16 protein-coding genes are annotated in these 20,435 nt (G+C 64.4%); 9 read left to right on the top strand and 7 right to left on the bottom strand.

Translation table 11 applies throughout. The features are described from left to right. Positions 1-74: 74 nt before the first annotated feature. Both IHQ72_RS00655 and IHQ72_RS00660 read right to left on the bottom strand, forming a co-directional pair. Positions 75-875 (bottom strand): class II glutamine amidotransferase, encoded by an 801-nt coding sequence (locus IHQ72_RS00655; RefSeq protein ID WP_258120695.1) that lies wholly within the window; start codon positions 873-875, stop codon positions 75-77. A 14-nt stretch (positions 876-889) separates the two neighbouring features. Beyond that, the gene (locus tag IHQ72_RS00660; protein ID WP_258120696.1) at positions 890-1,144 is read right to left on the bottom strand and encodes a DUF6356 family protein; all 255 of its coding nucleotides are present in this window, start codon (positions 1,142-1,144) and stop codon (positions 890-892) included. A gap of 114 nt (positions 1,145-1,258) precedes the next feature. Between IHQ72_RS00660 and IHQ72_RS00665 the strand changes: the two genes are divergently transcribed. The 6 genes from IHQ72_RS00665 to IHQ72_RS00690 all read left to right on the top strand — a co-directional run bounded on the left by IHQ72_RS00665 (position 1,259) and on the right by IHQ72_RS00690 (position 5,760). Further along, positions 1,259-1,729: an Lrp/AsnC family transcriptional regulator gene (locus IHQ72_RS00665; RefSeq protein WP_258120697.1), complete on the top strand. Its 471-nt coding sequence runs from the start codon at positions 1,259-1,261 to the stop codon at positions 1,727-1,729. Between the two features lie 83 nt (positions 1,730-1,812). Continuing rightward, the gene (gene dut / locus IHQ72_RS00670; RefSeq protein ID WP_258120698.1) at positions 1,813-2,298 is read left to right on the top strand and encodes a dUTP diphosphatase; all 486 of its coding nucleotides are present in this window, start codon (positions 1,813-1,815) and stop codon (positions 2,296-2,298) included. Continuing rightward, the gene (locus IHQ72_RS00675) at positions 2,298-2,954 is read left to right on the top strand and encodes an HAD family hydrolase (RefSeq protein ID WP_258120699.1); all 657 of its coding nucleotides are present in this window, start codon (positions 2,298-2,300) and stop codon (positions 2,952-2,954) included. Before dut ends, IHQ72_RS00675 begins: the two co-directional genes overlap by 1 nt. Positions 2,955-3,040: 86 nt before the next feature. Then, complete coding sequence (locus IHQ72_RS00680; protein ID WP_258120700.1) at positions 3,041-3,895, top strand: hypothetical protein; 855 nt, start codon at positions 3,041-3,043, stop codon at positions 3,893-3,895. A gap of 69 nt (positions 3,896-3,964) precedes the next feature. Next, a complete protein-coding gene (locus IHQ72_RS00685; protein ID WP_258120701.1) occupies positions 3,965-4,768 on the top strand; it encodes an isocitrate lyase/PEP mutase family protein in 804 nt (267 codons plus the stop codon). Further along, entirely contained in the window at positions 4,765-5,760 is a 996-nt protein-coding gene (locus IHQ72_RS00690) for a proline racemase family protein (RefSeq protein ID WP_258120702.1), read from the top strand. The genes IHQ72_RS00685 and IHQ72_RS00690 overlap by 4 nt, the downstream gene beginning before the upstream one ends. 249 nt (positions 5,761-6,009) lie before the next feature. Here the strand turns inward: IHQ72_RS00690 and IHQ72_RS00695 are convergent, their stop codons facing one another. Beyond that, positions 6,010-6,705, bottom strand: a complete 696-nt coding sequence (locus IHQ72_RS00695) for a sulfate transporter family protein (RefSeq protein ID WP_258120703.1) — start codon at positions 6,703-6,705, stop codon at positions 6,010-6,012. Positions 6,706-6,901: 196 nt separating this feature from the next. Between IHQ72_RS00695 and IHQ72_RS00700 the strand changes: the two genes are divergently transcribed. Beyond that, positions 6,902-7,894: an adenosine kinase gene (locus tag IHQ72_RS00700; RefSeq protein ID WP_258120704.1), complete on the top strand. Its 993-nt coding sequence runs from the start codon at positions 6,902-6,904 to the stop codon at positions 7,892-7,894. A 181-nt stretch (positions 7,895-8,075) separates the two neighbouring features. Here IHQ72_RS00700 and IHQ72_RS00705 read toward each other — a convergent pair whose 3' ends face one another. Then, positions 8,076-10,355, bottom strand: coding sequence for an NADP-dependent malic enzyme (locus IHQ72_RS00705; RefSeq protein WP_258120705.1), 2,280 nt, complete (start codon positions 10,353-10,355; stop codon positions 8,076-8,078). A 141-nt stretch (positions 10,356-10,496) separates the two neighbouring features. Between IHQ72_RS00705 and mutS the strand changes: the two genes are divergently transcribed. Further along, a complete protein-coding gene (mutS, locus tag IHQ72_RS00710) occupies positions 10,497-13,247 on the top strand; it encodes a DNA mismatch repair protein MutS (protein ID WP_258120706.1) in 2,751 nt (916 codons plus the stop codon). A gap of 54 nt (positions 13,248-13,301) precedes the next feature. On the opposite strand, the gene IHQ72_RS00715 is transcribed toward mutS, so the two are convergent. From IHQ72_RS00715 to IHQ72_RS00725, 3 genes are all read right to left on the bottom strand, one after another. Continuing rightward, a complete protein-coding gene (locus IHQ72_RS00715) occupies positions 13,302-14,147 on the bottom strand; it encodes an aldo/keto reductase (RefSeq protein WP_258120707.1) in 846 nt (281 codons plus the stop codon). Between the two features lie 79 nt (positions 14,148-14,226). Further along, on the bottom strand, positions 14,227-14,613 hold the full coding sequence (gene copM, locus IHQ72_RS00720) for a CopM family metallochaperone (RefSeq protein ID WP_258120708.1): 387 nt from the start codon (positions 14,611-14,613) through the stop codon (positions 14,227-14,229). 42 nt (positions 14,614-14,655) lie between these two features. Further along, positions 14,656-17,160 (bottom strand): heavy metal translocating P-type ATPase, encoded by a 2,505-nt coding sequence (locus IHQ72_RS00725; protein WP_258120709.1) that lies wholly within the window; start codon positions 17,158-17,160, stop codon positions 14,656-14,658. A 438-nt stretch (positions 17,161-17,598) separates the two neighbouring features. On the opposite strand from IHQ72_RS00725, the gene IHQ72_RS00735 reads away from it, so the two are divergent. Next, a complete protein-coding gene (locus tag IHQ72_RS00735; protein ID WP_258120710.1) occupies positions 17,599-20,400 on the top strand; it encodes a [protein-PII] uridylyltransferase in 2,802 nt (933 codons plus the stop codon). Positions 20,401-20,435 lie beyond the last annotated feature (35 nt).

The following is a 20,435-nucleotide window of genomic DNA, read 5'->3' on the forward strand; positions in this document are numbered from 1 at the left end:
GCTTGATCGGAATTGCGCTGCGAGGGTCTGCTGAGGGAGCGCTGTCCCGCGACGTTGCCGCGATAGCGGGGGATCTACACGGCCAGCGCGAACTTCGCCGCAACCGGCGCGAACGGACGAATGCTCATGCCGTCTCTGGTCATGGTGACGAAGCTCGATGGCGGGATCGCTTGCCAGTCGCCGCCGTCGCGATCGAACGGCTCGGAAACGATGCACCGCCCGCCGCCATTGCGGAAGACGGCGGTGTAGAGCGTCGGCGCGTGGGCATCGGTCGCATACCGCACCGCATGGAGCGATCCACCGTCCGACAAGGCGGCAGTAAGTCTCAGCGCCGGTTCGAAGCCGGCGCGGCGCGAGGCGTCCATAACGCGGCTGGTGGCGCGGAGAACAGCGCCTTGCGGGTCACCCGACAGCCCTTCGTCGATCATCAGGAGAAAGAAAAGTTCGGAATCGGTGGTCCCTTCGCGCAGGGCGAAGACCGCGTCAGAGAGCGAATTTTCCAGCGCGCGGCGGATTTTTTCGAAGCCGCCGATCTGGCCGTTGTGCATGAACGACCAGCAGCCGGAAGTGAACGGGTGGCAGTTCATGCGGCTGGTGGCGCCGCCGGTCGAGGCGCGGACGTGGGCAAGGAACAGGCCGGATTTGATCTGCCGGCACAGGCTCTTCAGATTTGGATCGGACCAGGCCGGCAGGATGTCGCGATACAGACCCGGCTCGGGCCGGTCACCGTACCAGGCGAGCCCAAAACCGTCGCCATTGGTCGGCGACTTGGCTTCCTGGGCGCAATGGCTCTGGGCGATGAGCGAATGGCAGGGCGCCGTGACGATGTCTTCGAGAAAGACCGCTTCGCCGAGATAGGCCGCCCACCGGCACATCGCTTAATCTTCCCTCAGGCGCGATCCATGAGAGCCGCAGGCTCCTTGATCGCATGCGTGCCTCTGTTGTGCGTGCGCTCATAGAGCTCGCGCACGATTCGGCTGGCCGTAGTCTCGAACAGAAACGGCAAGAAAGCGTGAATGAGCGCGGCGAACGCCGCCATGAACAGGCGCGAGCAGAACCAAGCCGCGAAGGCCATATGGCTGAAATAGGTCTCGCCCACCTTGGCCGGGTGAGAGGTGAAGAGCCTTGAAAGCGGTATCGTCATGGTGATCCCTCCTGCCGGGATAGGCCCCGATGCTGAGTATTCTGGCACGAGCTTTTGGTTCATTGGTCCCAAATCATCCTTGTGTTCGGCTAATTATTGGGACAAACATCCCACATGCCGCTGGAAATCGATGAGATCGACCGAAGATTGCTGGCCGAACTGCAACGCGACGGTACATTGTCGGTCGACCAATTGTCGGAAAGGGTGTCGCTGTCGCGCAACGCCTGCTGGCGCCGGGTCAAGCGGCTGGAAGAAGACGGCGTCATTACCGGCCGGGTGGCGCTGGTCGATGCCGACAAGCTCGGCCTCGGCCTCTCGGTGTTCATCCTGATCCGGACCTCCAATCATGATCCGGACTGGCTGCAAAAATTCCGGGCGGCAGTGAGCGGCTTTCCCGAGATCACCGGCGTCTACCGCATGTCCGGCGACCTCGATTATGTGCTGCGGGCCCGCGTCGCCGACGTGAAGGCCTATGACCGGCTCTACCAGCGGCTGATCGCCAAGGTGGCGCTGTCGGACGTTTCGGCCTCCTTCGTCATGGAGGAGATCAAGGAGACGACGATCGTTCCCGTAGAACTGCGCTGAAGCGGAACTGGGCTGAAAGAAGCCGTTGATAGCGTAGCCGCCGAGTTGACAGAATCGGCGTTGGTAGCGATAGGATCAGCCTCATGCGCGCAGCACTCTACACTTCCTCCGTCATCGGTCCGGCCGTCGGCTTCGTCAGGTTGCCGCATGGTGAAGGTCTGCCGCTTCCTGCCTATGAAAGCCCGGGCGCCGCCGGCATGGATCTGCGCGCCGCGGTGCCGGACGACCGGCCGCTGCTGATCCTGCCGGGAAAACGCGCGCTGGTGCCGACCGGGCTGATCCTGGAGATCCCGGAGGGCGTGGAAGGTCAGGTCCGGCCGCGCTCGGGCCTCGCCTTCAAGCATGGCCTCACCTGCCTCAACACGCCGGGCACCATCGACAGCGACTATCGCGGCGAGGTCAAGGTGCTGCTGATCAATCTCGGCGACGAGGATTTCGCGGTGACGCGCGGCATGCGGATCGCCCAGATCGTCTTTGCGTCCGTGATGCAGGCGACGGTCGAGGAGCGCACATTGGCCGGTGGCACGGTGCGCGGCTCCGGCGGCTTCGGATCGACCGGCACGGCCTGATGAAAATACCCAAACTGGTCATCTTCGATTGCGACGGGGTTCTGGTCGACACCGAGAACCTGGCCAATCGACGCCTCGCCGAATGGCTCAGCGCCGCCGGCTACCCTGCAAGCTTCGAATATTGCCGCAAGAATTTCTCCGGCCGCGCCATGGTCTCGGTGCAGAAGGAAGTCGAGGCGACCGGCGTCAGCCTCGGCGCTGATTTCGTCGAGCGTTGGAATGCCGGGCTGCCGGACCTGTTCGCGCATGGCGTCGAAGCCATCCCCTACGTTCGGGAGTTCATCGAAGCCGTGCACGCTGCCGGCATCGCAAGTTGCGTCGCTTCATCGGCGCGGGTGTCGAAAATGCACATCACGCTCGGCCAGACCGGGCTGCTGCCGCTGTTCGAGCATGCACTGTTCAGCTCGACCATGGTTTCGCGCGGCAAGCCGTTTCCCGACCTGTTCCTGCATGCCGCAAGCACGATGGGCTTCGCGCCCGCCGACTGCATCGTCATCGAGGACAGCGTCGCCGGGACATTAGCCGGCATTGCCGCCGGCATGCGCGTTTATTCCTATCACGGCGACCCGCATTCCGACCGCGACGGCCTGACCGAGGCCGGCGGCATCCTGTTCGAGGACATGCGCGAACTTGCCGGGCTGGTGCCGATCCACTGATCTGATATTCGAGCTTGTTATTCCGGCTGTACGCCTCGGTCGTCCGTGCTAGCTTGCGAACGCTCGACAATGCGAGGCGACAGCGTATGAATTCCATCCTGCTTCGCTTTCGCCTCATTCTCGCCTGTTTGCTGCTGCCGTGCCTGTGGACTGCGGCCGGCGCCCAAGGCGTCAGCTTCCCGGACCTTGGCAGCGCCGTTCCCGGCCACAAGGACACGACCTATCTCAACCTCGCTGGGATGGTCATTCCCGATCTGGCGGCGGACAAGGACGGCTTCTATCGGGGCTCCATGCCGATCCAGATGCGCCATATCGAGGGTCCGGATAGCGGTGGCTCGCCGCCCGAAACGTCGGGCTTTTCCGATGCTGGCGTGCTCCAGATCAAGGCAGGCGGCAAGGATCGGCTGGCCATGCTGTTCGACCTCGGCGGCTCCTCCGACAGCGCCGAGGGTTTTGCGGTGCTGGCGCTCTACGATCTTGCCGGCAGGCCGAGACTGCTCGACGCTGTCAATGTCGCCGTCGACCGGAGCACCTATTTTCGCGATCCGGGCAAGCTGCCGATCGGGCCCAGCGATGACGCCATCATCACCCTGAGCACGCATTTCAATTCGAGCCAGGGCTATGTGAGCACGCCGCTGATCCTGGTCCGCGACGACAGGTTCGAACTGATCGACATGATCTATACGTTCGACGAGTCCCTGTGCGCCTACAGGCGCACGCAGGAGTTGGCGTTTCAGACCGTTGCGGACGGCCAGCCCTATGCGGCCATCAAGGCGACGGTGGCCGATGCCACCGTGCCGAATGGCGAAAGCTGCGACGATCCGGCGCCCGAGGCTTCCTCGCGCGACATCTCCGTCACCTATCATTGGGACGGGACCGCATACGTCAAGGGGTCCGACGCACTGGACAAATTGGCAGGAGAGAACGCCAGTCGCTTCTGAACCAATCGCATTCGTTTGCCCGACGGGCAGCGGCGGGATAAAATGCGCTTCGCACTCTGGGGAGCATCCATGGACAAGGGCAAAATCTTTCGCGACCTGCACAGCTCGATCTTCGTCATGCCCAACCCTTGGGACGTCGGCACGACGAAACTGCTGGCTTCCTTCGGTTTCAAGGCGCTGGCGACGACCAGCGCCGGCTTTGCCTTTTCGCGCGGCCTGCCCGACGGCGCGGTGACCTTCGAGGCGATGATCCACCACTGCCGCGAGGTGACGGCGGCGACCGGCCTGCCGGTCTCGGCCGATCTCGAAAAGGGCAAGGGCGACAGCGCGACAAGTGCATCCGAAACCATCTTCGCGGCCGAGGCCGCGGGCCTCGCCGGCTGCTCGATCGAGGACCACACCGGCGAGCCCGACAAGCCGATCTATGATTTTTCGCATGCCGTCGAGCGCGTCGCCGCCGCAGCGGAGGCGGCACGGGCGCTGAAGCACGATTTCGTCTTCACCGCGCGGGCTGAGAATTTTCTATGGGGCAAGCCCGACATCGACGACACGATCAAGCGGCTGCAGGCCTTCGAGAACGCCGGCGCCGACGTGCTCTACGCGCCGGGCATCAGTGACATCGAGACGGTGCGAACCGTCTGCTCGGCGCTGACCAAGCCGGTCAACGTCATGGTGAGGCCCGGCTTCACCATCGCCGATCTTGCCCTGGCAGGGGTCAAGCGCATTTCGCTCGGGCCCTGGCTGACCAATTTCGCCTTCGGCATGCTGGAGACGGCGGCGCGCGAGATCCAGCAGGACGGCACCTTCGGCTTCACCCGCACCGCCATGCCGTTCGGCAAGCTGCAGGCGTTGTTTGCCGAACCCAACGCATGACGCTCGCCGTCGTCGACATGCACACCGGTGGCGAGCCGCTGCGGATCGTCACCGGCGGTTATCCCAAGATCCCCGCAGGCACGATCCTGGAAAAACGTGCCTATGTGCGCGACCACCTCGACCATCTCAGGAAGATCCTAATGTTCGAGCCGCGCGGCCACTACGACATGTATGGCGCGCTGCTGGTGGAACCCGACCTGCCCGGCGCCGACCTCGCGGTGCTGTTCATGCACAATGAGGGCTATTCGACGATGTGCGGCCACGCCGTCGTCGCGCTCGGCCGCTACGCCGTCGACGAAGGGCTGGTGGCGCGGCAGGAGCCGGTGACGACAGTCAACATCGAAGCGCCGTGCGGGCTGGTCGTCGCCTCGGTCGAGGTGCAGGACGGCAAGGCAGGTGCTGTGTCGTTCGAAAGCGTGCCGGCCTTTTTGTTCGCCCGCGACCAGGAGATCGAATTACCGCGCTTCGGGGCGATCGGCTTCGACATCGCCTATGGCGGCGCCTTCTATGCGCTCGCCGATTGCCGCCAGTTCGGGCTGGAATTCGGTAGGAACCGCGTGCGCGATTTCGTCGATGCGGCGACGGCGCTAACCGGGAAACTGAAGGCCGAGTTCCCGCTGTCGCATCCCGACCATGCCGACCTTGCCTTTCTCTACGGCACCATCCTGACCGACGGACAGGACGTATTTTCCGATACGCCGACCAAAAACATCTGCGTCTTCGCCGAGGCCGAAGTCGACCGTTCGCCGACCGGCTCGGGCGTCACCGCGCGGCTGGCGGCAATGCATGCCAAGGGCGAAATCGCCGGCCAGACGCGGCTGTTCGAGAGTGTTGCAGGCTCGCGTTTTTCCGGCAGCGTGTCGAGGACCGCAAAAGCCGGGCCGCATGACGCCATCATCGCCCGCGTCGGCGGCCGCGCCTTCTACTGCGGCCGGGCCGAATTCATCGTCGAACCCGACGACGAGTTGGGACGCGGTTTTCTTTTACGCTAAAGCGCGTCGCGTTTGACCGGCCTCATGCGACGCGCTTTAGCGTTGTTGTTTTTATGCATGTCGTTATCGCAAAACCGCGGCACACTTTTGCGCGACATGCATTTAGCGCCGGGGTGTGCTGAGATTCAGGTCAGGCCGCGCTGAGAATGGTGGGGTCCGAGAACCGGAACGGAGCGTAACGTTTGGTTACGTACCGGAAGCACAGGAAACCGCCATTCGCAAGCCGGCATCACCTGAATATCAGCACACCTAAGCAGCTTCCCGCGCTGAGATCGCCTTGTGCAGGTGCACCATCATGGCGGCGGCGAACAGCGGCGTCAGAAGGTTGAGCAGCGGCACGGCGAGGAAGCCAGCGACAACCAGCCCGGCGAGGAACACCGTTACGGCATGTTTTTTGCGCAACGCCCGTGCCTCGCCCTCCGGGCGAAAGCGCATAGCGGCGAATTCGAAGAATTCGCGTCCCAGCAGATAGCCGTTGACGATGAAGAAGGCGGCGATGTTGATGCCCGGCACCAGCAGGAGCAGCAAGGCGACGATGTTACCGAGGACGACGACGCCGAAGAATTTTATCGCCAGCACCAGCGAGCGCAGCGCCGGCACGGCGCGGCCGGGTGGATCGCCGGGATAGTCGGTGCGCTCGACCACTTCGGCGACGTCGTCGAGAAACAGGCCGGCGATGATCGCCGTCACCGGCGCGATGAGCAGCGCCAGACCCAGCGCGAGACCGATCCCGGCGACGATGAAGCCCAGCCATCCGGCCCAGGACGGCAGGCTGGGCAGCCATGCGTCGATCCATGGCCAGGCCAGCCATTCGAACAGGCCCTCGATCGCGAACCACAGTGCGGCGAGCGCCAACAAGGTCAGGCCCAGCGTCTTCACGAACACCGAGCGGAATTCGGGCGAGAACAGCCGGCTGGCGGCGGCGCGGGCGGCGCTAGGGATCACAGCGTTTCCAATTCCATGGCTGGTATCTCCGAGGTAGGCGGAGACAGGCAAGGCACAGGCGCACTGCGCGATGCGGTGCATCTGTCGTTCGACCAGATTATTAGATCCCGACCCTAGGCAAAGCCGCATCAAATCGCTAGACCCGCCCGCGGCCGGCGTGGCAGAAAGCCGGTGGTTTTTCGCGGAGACATCATTGATGCCGAACTATGACGTGCTTTGTATCGGGAATGCCATCGTCGACATTATCGCACAATGCGACGAGGCGTTCCTGGAGACGAATGGCATCATCAAAGGCGCGATGAACCTGATCGACACGAGGCGCGCCGAGCTGCTCTACAGCCGCATGGGCCCGGCCATCGAAGCCTCCGGCGGCAGCGCCGGCAACACGGCGGCGGGCGTCGCCAGCTTCGGCGGGCGCGCCGCCTTCTTCGGCAAGGTCTCGAACGACACGCTCGGCGAAATCTACGCCCATGACATGCATGCCCAGGGCGTCGCCTTCGACACTAGGCCGCTCAATGGCGAACCGCCGACGGCGCGCTCGATGATCTTCGTCACGCCTGACGGCGAGCGCTCGATGAACACCTATCTCGGCGCCTGCGTCGAGCTCGGCCCGGAGGATGTCGAGGCCGACAAGGCGTCGGGCGCCGCCGTCACCTATTTCGAGGGCTATCTGTGGGACCCGCCGCGCGCCAAGGAAGCGTTCCGGCAGACGGCGAAGCTCGCCCATGCCGCCGGCCGCCAAGTGTCGATGACGCTGTCGGATTCGTTCTGCGTCGACCGCTACCGCGACGAGTTTTTGGACCTGATGCGCTCGGGCACCGTCGACATCGTCTTTGCCAACAGCCACGAGATCAAATCGCTCTACCAGACCGCCTCGTTCGACGAGGCGCTGGCGCAGATTCGCAGGGATTGCAAGATCGCCGCCGTGACCCGTTCGGAAAAGGGCTCGGTCATCGTGCGCGGCGACGAGACCGTCACCATCAATGCGACCAAAATCCGTGAGCTGGTCGACACCACCGGCGCCGGCGACCTCTACGCCGCCGGCTTCCTCTACGGCTACACGCAAGGCCGCAGCCTGAAGCATTGCGGCGACCTCGGCTCGCTGGCGGCCGGGCTGGTCATCCAGCAGATCGGGCCAAGGCCTCGGCAGAATTTGCGCCACGAGGCTGAGCAGGCGGGCCTGCTGTAGGGCACCCTTTTTTCCTTCTCCCCTTCTGGGAGAAGGTGGATCGGCGCGCAGCGCTGAGACGGATGAGGCGTGTTGGAAGAAATGAGGCGTCGGCGTTCGCTGGAGCACCCCTCATCCGACCGAGCTTCGTTCGGCCACCCACCAGGGGAGAAGGAAGAGGCGCTCGCTGCTGCCCCGCTCCTCACGCCCCCGCCGTGTACGCGGCGATGGCCGCCATGTTGACGATGTCACTATCCTTGGCGTTGAGCGAGACGATCTGCACCGGCTTGTTGAGGCCGACCAATAGCGGGCCAATGACGGTCGAGCCGCCGAGTTCCTGCAGCATCTTGGTCGAGATCGAGGCCGAGTGGAAGGCCGGCATGATAAGCACATTGGCCGGACCGGTCAGCCGGATGAACGGGTATTGCGCCATGGCGCGCGCGTTGAGCGCCACGTCGGCGGCCATTTCGCCGTCATACTCGAAATCGACGCGCCGCTTGTCGAGGATGCGCACCGCTTCCTGGACGCGTTCGGAGCGCTCACCCTGCGGATGGCCGAAGGTGGAATAGGCAAGCATGGCGAGCCTTGGTTCATAACCCATGCGGCGGGCAAAGCCGGCGGCTTCCTCGGCGATGTCGGCGATCTGTTCGGCATTGGGCATGTCGTGCACGGCGGTGTCGGCGACAATCACGGTTCGGCCCCGCGCCAGCACGATCGAGGCGCCGATGACGCGGTGGCCGGGCTTGGCGTCGATGGCACGGCGGATGTCGTCGAGCGCCGTGGAATAGTTGCGGGTGACGCCGGTGACGATGCCGTCGGCATCGCCCAGCGCCACCATGCAGGCGGCGAAATGGTTGCGGTCGTTGTTGATCAGTCGCTGGCAATCGCGGAACAGGAAGCCCTTGCGCTGCATGCGCTCGTACAAATAGTCGGTGTAGACGCCATTGCGGCGCGACAGCCGCGCATTGATGATCTCGATGCCTTGCTTGCCAAGCTCGATGCCGGCATTCCTGGCATTCTCCTTGATGATGTCGTCGCGGCCGAGCAAGATGGCGGTGCCGAGCCGCTGGTTCACATAGGAGACGGCGGCGCGCATCACCTGCTCCTCCTCGCCCTCGGCGAAGACGATGCGCTTGGGCTGGCGGCGCACGCGGTCGTAGATGCGCTGCAGCGTCGAGGCGATCGGATCGCGGCGGGCGGAAAGCTCCTGCGCGTAGCGGTCGAGGTCGAGGATCGGCTTGCGCGCGACGCCGGACTCCATCGCTGCCTTGGCGACCGCGATCGGAATGGCCGAGATCAGGCGCGGATCGAACGGCACCGGGATGATGTAGTTAGGGCCGAATTTCGGCCGCATGCCCTGGTAGGCGGCGGCGACGTCGTCGGGCACGTCCTGGCGCGCCAGTTCGGCGAGCGCCCGCGCCGCGGCGATCTTCATGTCGTCATTGATGGTGGTGGCCCGTACGTCCAGCGCGCCGCGGAAGATGTAGGGGAAGCCGAGCACGTTGTTGACTTGGTTCGGATAGTCCGAACGCCCTGTGGCCATGATGGCATCGGTGCGGATTTCGGCGACTTCCTCCGGCGTGATCTCGGGATCGGGGTTGGCCATGGCGAAAATGATCGGCTTCTCGGCCATCGACTGCACCATCTTGGTGGTCAGCGCGCCCTTGGCGGACAGGCCGAGGAACACGTCGGCACCGTCCAGCGCCTCGGCCAGCGAGCGCGCGTCGGTCTTGACGGCATGCGCCGACTTCCACTGGTTCATGCCTTCGGTGCGGCCCTGGAAGACGACGCCCTTGGTGTCGCACAGGATGATGTTCTCAGGCGCAAAGCCCATCGCCTTCATCAGCTCGATGCAGGCGATGCCGGCCGCACCCGCGCCATTGCAAACCATTTTCGTGGTCTTCATGTCGCGGCCCGTGATTTCGAGCGCGTTGATCAGGCCGGCGGCCGAAATGATGGCGGTGCCGTGCTGGTCGTCATGGAAGACCGGTATGTCCATCAGTTCGCGCAGCCGCTGCTCGATGATGAAACATTCCGGCGCCTTGATGTCTTCGAGGTTGATGCCGCCGAAGGAGGGGCCGAGAAAACGCACGCAATTGATGAACTCTTCGGCATCCTCGGTGTCGACCTCGAGATCGATGGAATCGACGTCGGCGAAGCGCTTGAACAGCACCGCCTTGCCTTCCATCACCGGCTTGGCGGCCAGTGCGCCGAGATTGCCGAGGCCGAGGATGGCGGTGCCGTTGGAAATAACAGCGACCATGTTGCCGCGCGCCGTGTAGTCGAAGGCGCGGCTGGGATCCTCGGCGATGGCGAGGACGGGAACCGCGACGCCCGGCGAATAGGCGAGGCTGAGATCGCGCTGGGTGGCCATCGGCTTGGTGGCGACGATCTCCAGCTTGCCGGGCCGGCCCATGGCGTGGAATTCCAGCGCCTCCTGCGCACTGACGGAGGGTCCGGGGTTTTCGGTTTTCCTGGCCATGATGCTTTCGATTTCCTCACCCGTGCGGCACCGCTTGAGACGGGTGCAATGCTTTCTTTTGTGGAACGTTCGGGATTAAGGCTACACTTCGCCGCTGTAAACCGCCAAGCAGATGGCTCGGGAAATTTTGGAAGCAGCGTCTTGAACGACGAAACGCCCATTCGCAGCGACAGCGCTACGCCGGCATTTGCGCCGGCGACGCCGATGATGGAGCAGTATATCGAGATCAAGGCGGCGAACCCGGATTCGCTGCTGTTCTACCGCATGGGCGATTTCTACGAACTCTTCTTCGACGACGCCGAGAAGGCGAGCCGGGCGCTCGGCATCGTCCTGACCAAACGCGGCAAGCACCAGGGCCTCGACATCCCGATGTGCGGCGTGCCGGTGCATGCCGCCGACGATTATCTGCAGAAGCTGATCGGACAAGGGTTCCGCGTCGCCGTCTGCGAGCAGATCGAGGATCCGGCCGAGGCGAAGAAGCGCGGCGGCAAGTCGGTGGTGCGCCGCGACGTGGTGCGGCTGGTGACGCCCGGCACCATCACCGAGGACAAATTGCTGGCGCCGTCGGAATCGAGTTTTTTGATGGCGCTTGGCCGGGTCAAATGCGGAGCGGAACCAAGAGGCGGGGAGCGCGGCAGCGCGACAGGGAACCAAGGAAGTTTTGCATTGGCCTGGATCGAGATCTCGACCGGCGCCTTCCGTGTTGCCGAGACCACCGCCGACCGGCTGCTCGCCGATGTCTTTCGCGTCGACCCGCGCGAGCTGATCGTCGCCGAGCCGGTGTTTTACGATGCGGAGCTGAAACCGGTATTCGACGTGCTCGGCCGGGTCGCCAATCCGCAGCCGCCGAGCCTATTCGATTCGGCGTCGGCCGCGGGCCGCATCGCCCGTTTCTTCGAGGTGGCGACGCCGGACAGTTTCGGCACGTTTTCCCGCGCCGAGCTGTCGGCTATCTCAGGCGCCATCGCCTATGTCGAAAAAACGCAGAAGGCCGAGCGGCCGCCGCTGTCGCGGCCGGAGCGCGAGGAGCAGGGTTCGACGCTGTTCATCGATCCGGCGACACGCGCCAATCTTGAACTGTTGCGCACCCTGTCCGGCAGCCGCGAGGGTTCGCTGTTCAGGGCGATCGACCGCACGGTTACCGGCGGCGGGGCGCGGCTGCTCGCCGACCGGCTGATGGCGCCGCTGACCGACCCGGCAGCAATTGGTGCAAGGCTGGATTCGGTATCGTTCTTCCGCTCCGAGACACGACTGTGCCAGGCGGTGCGGGCGAGCCTGAAGAGCGTCGCCGACATGCCCCGGGCGCTATCCCGGCTGGCGCTCAACCGCGGCGGCCCGCGCGACCTCGGCGCGCTGCGTGCGGGGTTCGAGGCGGCCGGCGCCATCGCCGAACTGTTTGGGGCGACCGCCCTTCCGCAAGAACTGGCGGCGGCGCTGGCAGCGATCGAAGCGCTGCCACGCCCGCTGGCCGAGCATCTGACGCAGGCGCTCAGTGACGAGCTGCCGCTGCTCAAACGCGATGGCGGCTTTGTCCGTTCCAGCTACAATGTTGAACTCGATGAGATGCGAGCGCTGCGCGACGAATCGCGCAAGGTCATAGCCGGGCTGGAGCGCTCGCTGATCGACGAAACCGGCATCCGCTCGCTGAAAATCCGGCACAACAATGTGCTTGGCTACTACATCGAAGTCACCGCCAACCACCATGCGATCATGACGAGCAGCGATGGGGCGAAGGCGCGCTTCATCCATCGCCAGACCATGGCCAATGCCATGCGCTTCACCACGACCGAGCTGGCCGAGCTGGAATCGAAGATCGCCAATGCCGCCGACCGGGCGCTGGCGATCGAGCTTGCCGCTTTCGACAGGCTGACGGCGGAAGCGGTCGGCCAGGTGGACAAGATCCGCGCCGGCGCCGATGCGCTTGGCGTGCTCGACGTGTCGTCGGCACTTGCCTTGCTTTCCGAAAGCGAGGCCTGGTGCCGGCCCATCGTGGACGCGAGCCTCGCCTTTGCAATTTCGGGCGGGCGGCATCCGGTGGTCGAACAGTCGCTGCGGCGTTCGGGCGAAGGACCGTTCGTCGCCAATGATTGCGATTTGTCGCCGGAAGGCGATGCCAAGAACGGCGCGATCTGGCTGCTGACCGGCCCCAATATGGGCGGCAAATCGACCTTCCTCAGGCAGAACGCGCTGATCGCCATCCTCGCCCAGACCGGCTCCTTCGTGCCGGCGGCAAGCGCTCATATCGGCGTCGTCGACCGGCTGTTTTCGCGTGTCGGTGCCTCCGACGATCTGGCGCGCGGCCGCTCGACCTTCATGGTCGAGATGGTCGAAACGGCGGCGATCCTCAACCAGGCCGGCGAACGCGCGCTGGTGATCCTGGATGAGATCGGCCGTGGCACCGCTACCTTCGACGGCCTGTCGATCGCCTGGGCGGCGGTCGAGTATCTGCACGAGAAGAACCGCTGCCGGGCGGTCTTCGCCACCCATTTCCACGAAATGACGGCGCTGTCCAGCAAACTCGCTCGGCTGCACAATGTCACTATGCGGGTCAAGGAATGGGAGGGCGACGTGGTCTTCCTGCACGAGGTCGGCAAGGGTGCCGCCGACCGCTCCTATGGCGTGCAGGTGGCGCGTCTGGCCGGCCTGCCGGAAGCGGTGGTAGGGCGGGCCAGGGAAGTGTTGCACCAGCTGGAAGCGGGCGAGGTGTCGGGCAAGGCAAACCGGCTGGTCGACGATCTGCCGCTGTTTTCGGTGGCGGTGAAACGAGAGGCGCAAAAGCCGGCAAAGAGCGATGGGCCGAGCGCGGCGCTAGCGGAGATCAATCCCGACGAGATGACGCCACGGGAGGCGCTGGAGGCGCTGTATCGGCTGAAGGGGATGGCGGGGAAGTAGTCAGGCTTCGTACGATAGCGCAGGGAACGCGACCTTAGGTCCTGCGCCAAACCCTCAAATCATCTGCAGCCCGCGCTTGCGGGTCGGTGGCGGGAAGGCACGGTCGATTTCTGCGGAATCTTCGGAGGTGAGCTCGATGTCCAACGCAGCGACATTCTGGCGGACATGCTCTTGCCTGCCGGCCTTTGGAATGGCGATGACGCCGTCCTGTGTCATCACCCAGGCCAGCGCCAGCTGAGCAGCCGTGGCATTGTGGCGGGCGGCGATGGCTTCGAGCCTGGTATTGCGCGCCAATACGCCCTGATCGACCGGCGAATAAGCCATCAGCGGAATGCCGCGTTGCCGGCTCCAGGGCGCAAGGTCGAATTCGGGGCCGCGCTGGGACAGATTGTAGAGGATCTGGTTGGTCTGGACGCTGTCGCCGGCCGGCAGGCTGACCAGTTCCTCCATCCCATGGGTGTCGAAATTGCTGACGCCCCAGTGGCGGATCTTGCCGGCCTTTTTCAACGCCTCGAAGGCCTCGACCGTTTCCGCCAGAGGCACGCTGCCGGGCCAGTGCAGCAGATAGAGATCGATCCGGTCGGTGCGCAGATGCCTGAGGCTTCTGTCGCAGGCCGCCGGCACGCCGGTGCGCGAGGCGTTGGACGGCAGCACCTTGGAGACCAGGAACACCTCGTCGCGGCGTCCGGCAATGGCATCCGCCACCACCTCCTCGGCCCCGCCGCTGGCATACATTTCGGCGGTGTCGATCAGCGTCATGCCGAGATCGAGCCCGAGCTTCAGCGCATTGACCTCATCGGCATGGCGGCGGGCGTTTTCGCCCATTTTCCACGTGCCTTGACCCAGCACGGGAACGGCTTCGCCCGAGGGCAATGTGGTGGTTCTTATCGTTGATGGCATGGCGCGCTCCAGTCGACGCGCGATGGCAGCACACCCTTCGGGAGAAATCCACCCCGGATTTCCCGCGAGCTGCCTGATGCTACTTCACCGGATGGGCGGCCAGCCAATCCTGCATCTGCTTGATCTCGGCTTCCTGCGCCGCGATCACCGCTCCGGCCAGCTTGCGCATTTCCGGATCCTTGCCATTGGCAAGCTCGACCTTGGCCATGTCGATCGCCGCCTGGTGATGCGGGATCATGCTTCGGGCGAAATCGACATCGGCATTGCCGGAATGTTCGATCGCCATCATGGCGGTGTGCATCTTGTCCATCGCAGCCTTGTAGCCGTCGGTCGAGGGGCTTTGCGCGCCCATCGCGCCCATGTGGTGTTTCGTCTCCTGGGCTTGCGACGGAATGCTTTCCAGGAAAACGGCAGGCAGCATCCCCGCCGCCATCAGCAGCAGCACGATCTTTTTGGCCAAGGTCATTCATTGTCTCCTTTTTGAACGAATTCTATCTGGGGGCTTGGCTCAGAGTTTCAACGTCCTGAGCCGCAACGCGTTGGAGATGACCGAAACCGAGGACAGGCTCATCGCCGCCGCCGCCAGCATCGGCGACAAAAGCGCGCCGGTGAGAGGATAGAGCACGCCGGCGGCGACCGGCACGCCAAGCACGTTGTAGAGGAAGGCGAAGAACAGGTTCTGGCGGACGTTGCGGATCGTCGCCTGGGCGAGCGTGCGGGCCCGGACGATGCCGTTGAGATCGCCCTTGACCAGCGTGATCCCAGCGCTTTCGACCGCGACATCGGCGCCGGTGCCCATGGCGATGCCGACATCGGCGGCGGCCAGCGCCGGCGCGTCGTTGACGCCGTCACCGGCCATGGCGACGCCGGCGCTCCTGGCGCGCAGCTCCTCGACCAGCGCGCTCTTCTGTTCCGGCAGCAGGCCGGCACGCACCTCGTCGATGCCGAGTTTGCTTGCGATGGCCTTCGCCGTGCGTTCGTTGTCGCCGGTCGCCATGATGATCTTCAGGCCGCGGTCGTGCAGCGCCTTGATCGCCTCTGATGTCGTCGCCTTGATCGGGTCGGCGACGGCGACGATGCCGGCCAGTTTGTTGCCGACGGCAACGAACATCGCAGTCTTGCCCTCGGCCTGCAGCGTCTCGGCGCTGGTCGAGACGGATGCGATATCGATGCCGAGATCGGCCATCATCGCGGCGTTGCCGAGCGCCACCTTCTTTCCCGATACCGTGCCGGAAACGCCCTTGCCGGTGACCGCCTGGAAACCGCCGGCGTCGGGGATCTCCACCCGGCGTTCACGGGCGCCTTCGACGATCGCCTCGGCCAGCGGATGCTCCGAGCCTTTTTCCAGGCCGGCGGCAAGTGCCAGCAGATCATCTTGCGTCATACCCTCGGCAGCAACGACGTCGGTCACTCTCGGCCGGCCTTCGGTCAACGTGCCGGTCTTGTCGACGATCAGCGTGTCGACCGAGGCAAAGCGTTCGAGCGCCTCGGCGTCCTTGATCAGCACGCCGGCATGCGCGCCGCGCCCGGTGGCAGTCATGATCGACATCGGCGTGGCAAGACCCAGCGCGCAAGGACAGGCGATGATCAGCACCGAGACCGCCGAGACGATGGCGAAGATCAGGCTGGGTTGCGGCCCGAAGATCGCCCAGGCGATGAACGCAACGATCGCAACCACCACGACGGCCGGGACGAAATAGAAGGACACGCGGTCGGCCAGGCCCTGGATCGGCGCGCGCGAACGCTGCGCCTTGGCGACGAGCTCGACGATCCGCGCCAGCGTGGTTTCGGCGCCGATCCTCTCGGCGCGCATGATCAGCGAACCGTTCTTGTTGAGCGTGCCGCCGGTGAGGGGGTCGCCTTCGGTCTTTTCGACCGGCAGAGGCTCGCCTGACAGCATCGATTCGTCGATGGAAGAGCGGCCTTCCAGCACGATGCCGTCGACCGGCACGGCGTCGCCAGGGCGGATGCGCAGGCGGTCTCCGGCCTTGACCGTGTCGAGCGGCACGTCGTTTTCGGAACCGTCCTCGCCGATCAGCCGCGCGGTCTTCGGCGCGAGGTCGAGCAGCGCGCGGATCGCCGAGCCGGTTTTCTCACGGGCGCGCAACTCCAGCACCTGGCCGAGGAAAACCAGCGCCACGATGACGGCGGCCGCCTCGAAATAGACCGGCACCGTGCCCTCATGACCGCGGAACTGGTGCGGAAATATATCCGGGAACAGCGCGGCGACGACGCTGTAGAGATAGGCCGCACCAACGCCGAGCGAAATCAGCGTCCACATGTTGGGGCTGCGGTTGAGAACCGAATCCCAGCCGCGATGGAAGAAAGGGAATGCCGCCCACAGCACAACCGGGCTGGCCAGCGCCAATTCCACCCAGATCTTCGCCGAATCCTCGATGAACGCGCTAAACGTCACGCCGAGCATTGGCGCCATGGCGAATATCAGCAATGGCACCGACAACACGGCGCTCACCCAGAACCGCCTCGTGAAGTCGACCAGTTCCGGGTTCGGCCCCTCATCGCCGGTCGGCACGCCCATCGGCTCCAGCGCCATGCCGCAGATCGGGCAGGCGCCTGGCTTGTCACGGACGATTTCGGGATGCATCGGGCAGGTGTATTGCGTGCCTTTCGGCATCGCCTGCGGTTCCGGCCTGTCGCCAAGATACTTTGCCGGCTCCGCCTCGAATTTCACCTTGCAGCCGGCCGAGCAGAAATAGAAGCCCTGGCCTTCATGCCGGGAAAAGTGCTTCGCGGTGGCACGGTTGACACGCATGCCGCAGACCGGGTCGGTCGCCGCAAGGTACTTTTCTGGCTCGTCCGCGAATTTCGAACGGCAGCGCTCGCTGCAGAAGTGATAGATATTGCCGCCATGCTCGGCTGTGGGCTTGCCGGCGGCCGGATCGACGGTCATGCCGCAGACCGGGTCGCGAATAACGGCGTCCGCGACGGACGGAGCAGCGTTCGCCGAGCAGCGGCCGCCATGCGCGTGATGGTCGTGGTCGGAATGGGTCATGCGGAAAGGCCTCTCTGTCTCGATCTTGAAACGGAGGTAGTGCTTCCAGTAACTGGAAGGTCAAGGGCCAATTTCGACTGGCGGCCTGGGCGGAAAAATCCGCATCCAAACCGCACCCCATGCTATGGGCGCTGCCACTTTTGGGCTTGGCAACATCGTCCAGCAAGACCATCTATCAGCCTGTTCCGGCGCTGTGCGTCCAGGATCAGTTCCTGGGCGGCAAGGCGACCGGATTGCCAAGCCTGCTCAACTCGGAGCGGAGCGACCGGTGGTTGCAATCGGCATGGTCAAAAGACACAAGAAGACGGCATCTGCCGGCGGCGGCAGGAGGCGATCATCACGTTGGGCTACCGTGGAGAGCGTGTCCGTCCGCCCCATACCCAGCGCCGCGAAAACGCGCTATAGACGCCGCCGAAACGGCGAGGCCGAACGGCACTTATGGCAAAAATCTCTCTAAAGCTCGATGAACTGATCGACGGCGAAGCCTTGCGCCGCGAGATGACCGGGCTGACCGCGGCCGCGGCAGGCGACGGCTCCGGCAAGGCTGCGCGCACCGGTGTTCTCCAGCTTCTCAAGGGCAGGCTGGCCGCCGGCCGCAGCATCGCCGAACGCATGCTGATGGACGACGGCAGCGGCACCGCCTGCGCCGCCCGGCTGTCGCATCTCATGGACGAGATCATCCGCGCGCTCTACGATTTCGCCGCCACCCATGTCTATCGCGTCAAAAACCCGTCTTCAGCCGAACGCATGGCGGTCGTCGCGGTCGGCGGCTATGGCCGCGGCACGCTGGCGCCGGGATCCGACATCGATCTCCTCTTCCTGCTGCCCTACAAGCAGACGCCATGGGGCGAGCAGACCGTCGAATACATGCTCTACATACTGTGGGATCTGGGGCTGAAGGTCGGCCACGCCACCCGCAACATTGACGAATGCCTGCGGCTGTCGCGCACCGACATCACCATCCGCACCTCGATCCTGGAAGCGCGTTTCCTGTGGGGCGAGCAGAAGCTCTATGACGAGCTCTTGCAGCGTTTCGACCGCGAGGTGGTGCGCACGACCGGACCCGAATATGTGCAGGCCAAGCTTGCCGAACGCGACGAGCGCCATGCCAAGGCCGGCGAAAGCCGCTATCTGGTCGAACCCAACGTCAAGGACGGCAAGGGCGGCTTGCGCGACCTGCAGACGCTGTTCTGGATCGGCAAGTATTTCTACCGGGTGCGCACCGGCGAGGAGCTGGTCGACAAGGGCGTCTTCACCGGCACCGAATACCGGGAGTTCCAGAAGGCCGAGGATTTCCTGTGGGCGGTGCGCTGCCACATGCATTTCCTCACCGGCAAGGCCGAGGAACGGCTGCATTTCGACATCCAGCGCGAGATCGCCGAGCGGCTGGGCTACACCACACATCCGGGCCTGTCGGCGGTCGAGCGCTTCATGAAGCATTACTTCCTCGTCGCCAAGGATGTCGGGGATCTCACCCGCATCTTCTGCGCTGCACTCGAGGAAGAGCAGGCCAAGCATGTGCCGGGCTTCAACCGCATCTTCCTCACCTTCTCGCGCCGCAAGCGCAAGCTTGCCGGCACGTCCGATTTCATTATCGACAACCATCGCATCAACATCGCCGACGACCTGGTGTTCGAGCGCGATCCGGTCAATCTCTTGAGGCTGTTCTGGTTCGCCGACAAGCACGGGCTGGAATTTCACCCCGATGCGCTGAAGCTGCTGACCCGTTCGCTCGGCCTCGTCGGCAAGGCGCTCAGGCGCGACGAGGAAGCCAACCGGCTGTTCCTCGACATATTGACGTCGGACCGCAATGCCGAACTCAATCTCAGGCGCATGAACGAGGCGGGACTGCTGGCAAAGCTGATCCCGGATTTCGGCAAGATCGTCGCCATGATGCAGTTCTCGATGTACCACCACTATACGGTGGACGAGCACCTGATCCGCTGTATCGGCGTGTTGGCCGAGATCGAGCGTGGCGACGGTGAAAAGATCCACCCGCTTGCCCACACGCTGATGCCGGGGCTGAAGAAAAGCCGCGAGGCGCTCTACGTCGCGGTGCTTTTGCACGACATCGCCAAGGGGCGGCCGGAGGACCATTCCGAAGCGGGCGCTCGGATCGCGCGGCGCACCTGCCCGCATATGGGGCTGTCGGCGGCCGACACCGAAACAGTCGCCTGGCTGGTCGAGAACCATCTGATCATGTCGATGACGGCGCAAACGCGCGATCTCAATGACCGCAAGACGATCGAGGATTTTGCCGCGACCGTGCAGTCGGTCGAACGGCTGAAGCTGCTGCTCGTCCTCACCGTCTGCGATATCAGAGGCGTCGGGCCGGGCGTCTGGAACGGCTGGAAGGGGCAGTTGCTGCGCACGCTCTACTACGAGACCGAATTGCTGTTGACCGGCGGGTTTTCGGAGGTGTCGCGTGCGATGCGCACTGCGGCTGCCCGCGAAAAGCTGGCCGAGGCGCTCGCCGATTGGCCGGAAAAGCCGCGCAAGCGCTATGTCGCCAAGCACTACGAGAATTATCTGCTGACGGTCGATCTCGCCGACCAGCTTCGCCACGCCGAATTCATCCGCGAGGCGGATGGGGCGGGCAAGAAGCTCGCCACGATGATCAAGACCCACCAGTTCGAGGCGGTGACCGAGATTACCGTGCTGGCGCAGGACCATCCGCGGCTGCTATCGGTCATTGCCGGCGCCTGTGTGGCGGCCGGCGGCAACATCGTCGACGCGCAGATCTTCACCACCTCCGACGGCCGCGCGCTGGACACCATCCTGATCTCGAGGGAATTCGACCGCGACGAGGACGAGCGCCGCCGCGCCGAGCGCGTCGGCCGGCTGATCGAGGACGTGCTGTCGGGCAAGAGCTGGTTGCCGGAGATGATCGAGAAGCGGACCAAGCCGCGGCGCGGCGCCAAGGTCTTCCGCATCCAGCCGCGCGCCGAAATCCGCAACACCCTGTCGAACCGGTTCTCGGTGATCGAGGTCGAGGGGCTGGACCGGCCGGGCCTGCTGTCCGAGATCACCGGGGCGTTATCCGACCTATCGCTCGACATCGCGTCGGCACACATCACCACCTTCGGCGAAAAGGTCATCGATACTTTCTATGTCACCGATCTCACCGGCCAGAAGATCGACAGCCCGACACGCATGGCCGCCATCCAAAACAGGCTGATCGCGGTCCTCGAAGGCACCGTGCCCGAGCGCGGCGGCAAGGCCAAGGCCGCGGCCGAGTGATAACCACCATTTATTTGTCCCAATCCTGCAGGCAG

This window comes from Mesorhizobium onobrychidis, from assembly GCF_024707545.1.
GTDB classification, from domain to species: Bacteria; Pseudomonadota; Alphaproteobacteria; order Rhizobiales; family Rhizobiaceae; genus Mesorhizobium; species Mesorhizobium onobrychidis.

What these genes read in the sequence shown, in the direction of transcription:
- IHQ72_RS00655 (WP_258120695.1), bottom strand. Translation starts at nt 875, where the DNA reads ATGTGCCGGTGGGCGGCCTATCTCGGCGAAGCGGTCTTTCTCGAAGAC.
- IHQ72_RS00660 (WP_258120696.1), bottom strand. Translation starts at nt 1,144, where the DNA reads ATGACGATACCGCTTTCAAGGCTCTTCACCTCTCACCCGGCCAAGGTG.
- IHQ72_RS00665 (WP_258120697.1), top strand. Translation starts at nt 1,259, where the DNA reads ATGCCGCTGGAAATCGATGAGATCGACCGAAGATTGCTGGCCGAACTG.
- dut (WP_258120698.1), top strand. Translation starts at nt 1,813, where the DNA reads ATGCGCGCAGCACTCTACACTTCCTCCGTCATCGGTCCGGCCGTCGGC.
- IHQ72_RS00675 (WP_258120699.1), top strand. Translation starts at nt 2,298, where the DNA reads ATGAAAATACCCAAACTGGTCATCTTCGATTGCGACGGGGTTCTGGTC.
- IHQ72_RS00680 (WP_258120700.1), top strand. Translation starts at nt 3,041, where the DNA reads ATGAATTCCATCCTGCTTCGCTTTCGCCTCATTCTCGCCTGTTTGCTG.
- IHQ72_RS00685 (WP_258120701.1), top strand. Translation starts at nt 3,965, where the DNA reads ATGGACAAGGGCAAAATCTTTCGCGACCTGCACAGCTCGATCTTCGTC.
- IHQ72_RS00690 (WP_258120702.1), top strand. Translation starts at nt 4,765, where the DNA reads ATGACGCTCGCCGTCGTCGACATGCACACCGGTGGCGAGCCGCTGCGG.
- IHQ72_RS00700 (WP_258120704.1), top strand. Translation starts at nt 6,902, where the DNA reads ATGCCGAACTATGACGTGCTTTGTATCGGGAATGCCATCGTCGACATT.
- IHQ72_RS00705 (WP_258120705.1), bottom strand. Translation starts at nt 10,355, where the DNA reads ATGGCCAGGAAAACCGAAAACCCCGGACCCTCCGTCAGTGCGCAGGAG.
- IHQ72_RS00715 (WP_258120707.1), bottom strand. Translation starts at nt 14,147, where the DNA reads ATGCCATCAACGATAAGAACCACCACATTGCCCTCGGGCGAAGCCGTT.
- copM (WP_258120708.1), bottom strand. Translation starts at nt 14,613, where the DNA reads ATGACCTTGGCCAAAAAGATCGTGCTGCTGCTGATGGCGGCGGGGATG.
- IHQ72_RS00725 (WP_258120709.1), bottom strand. Translation starts at nt 17,160, where the DNA reads ATGACCCATTCCGACCACGACCATCACGCGCATGGCGGCCGCTGCTCG.
- IHQ72_RS00735 (WP_258120710.1), top strand. Translation starts at nt 17,599, where the DNA reads ATGGCAAAAATCTCTCTAAAGCTCGATGAACTGATCGACGGCGAAGCC.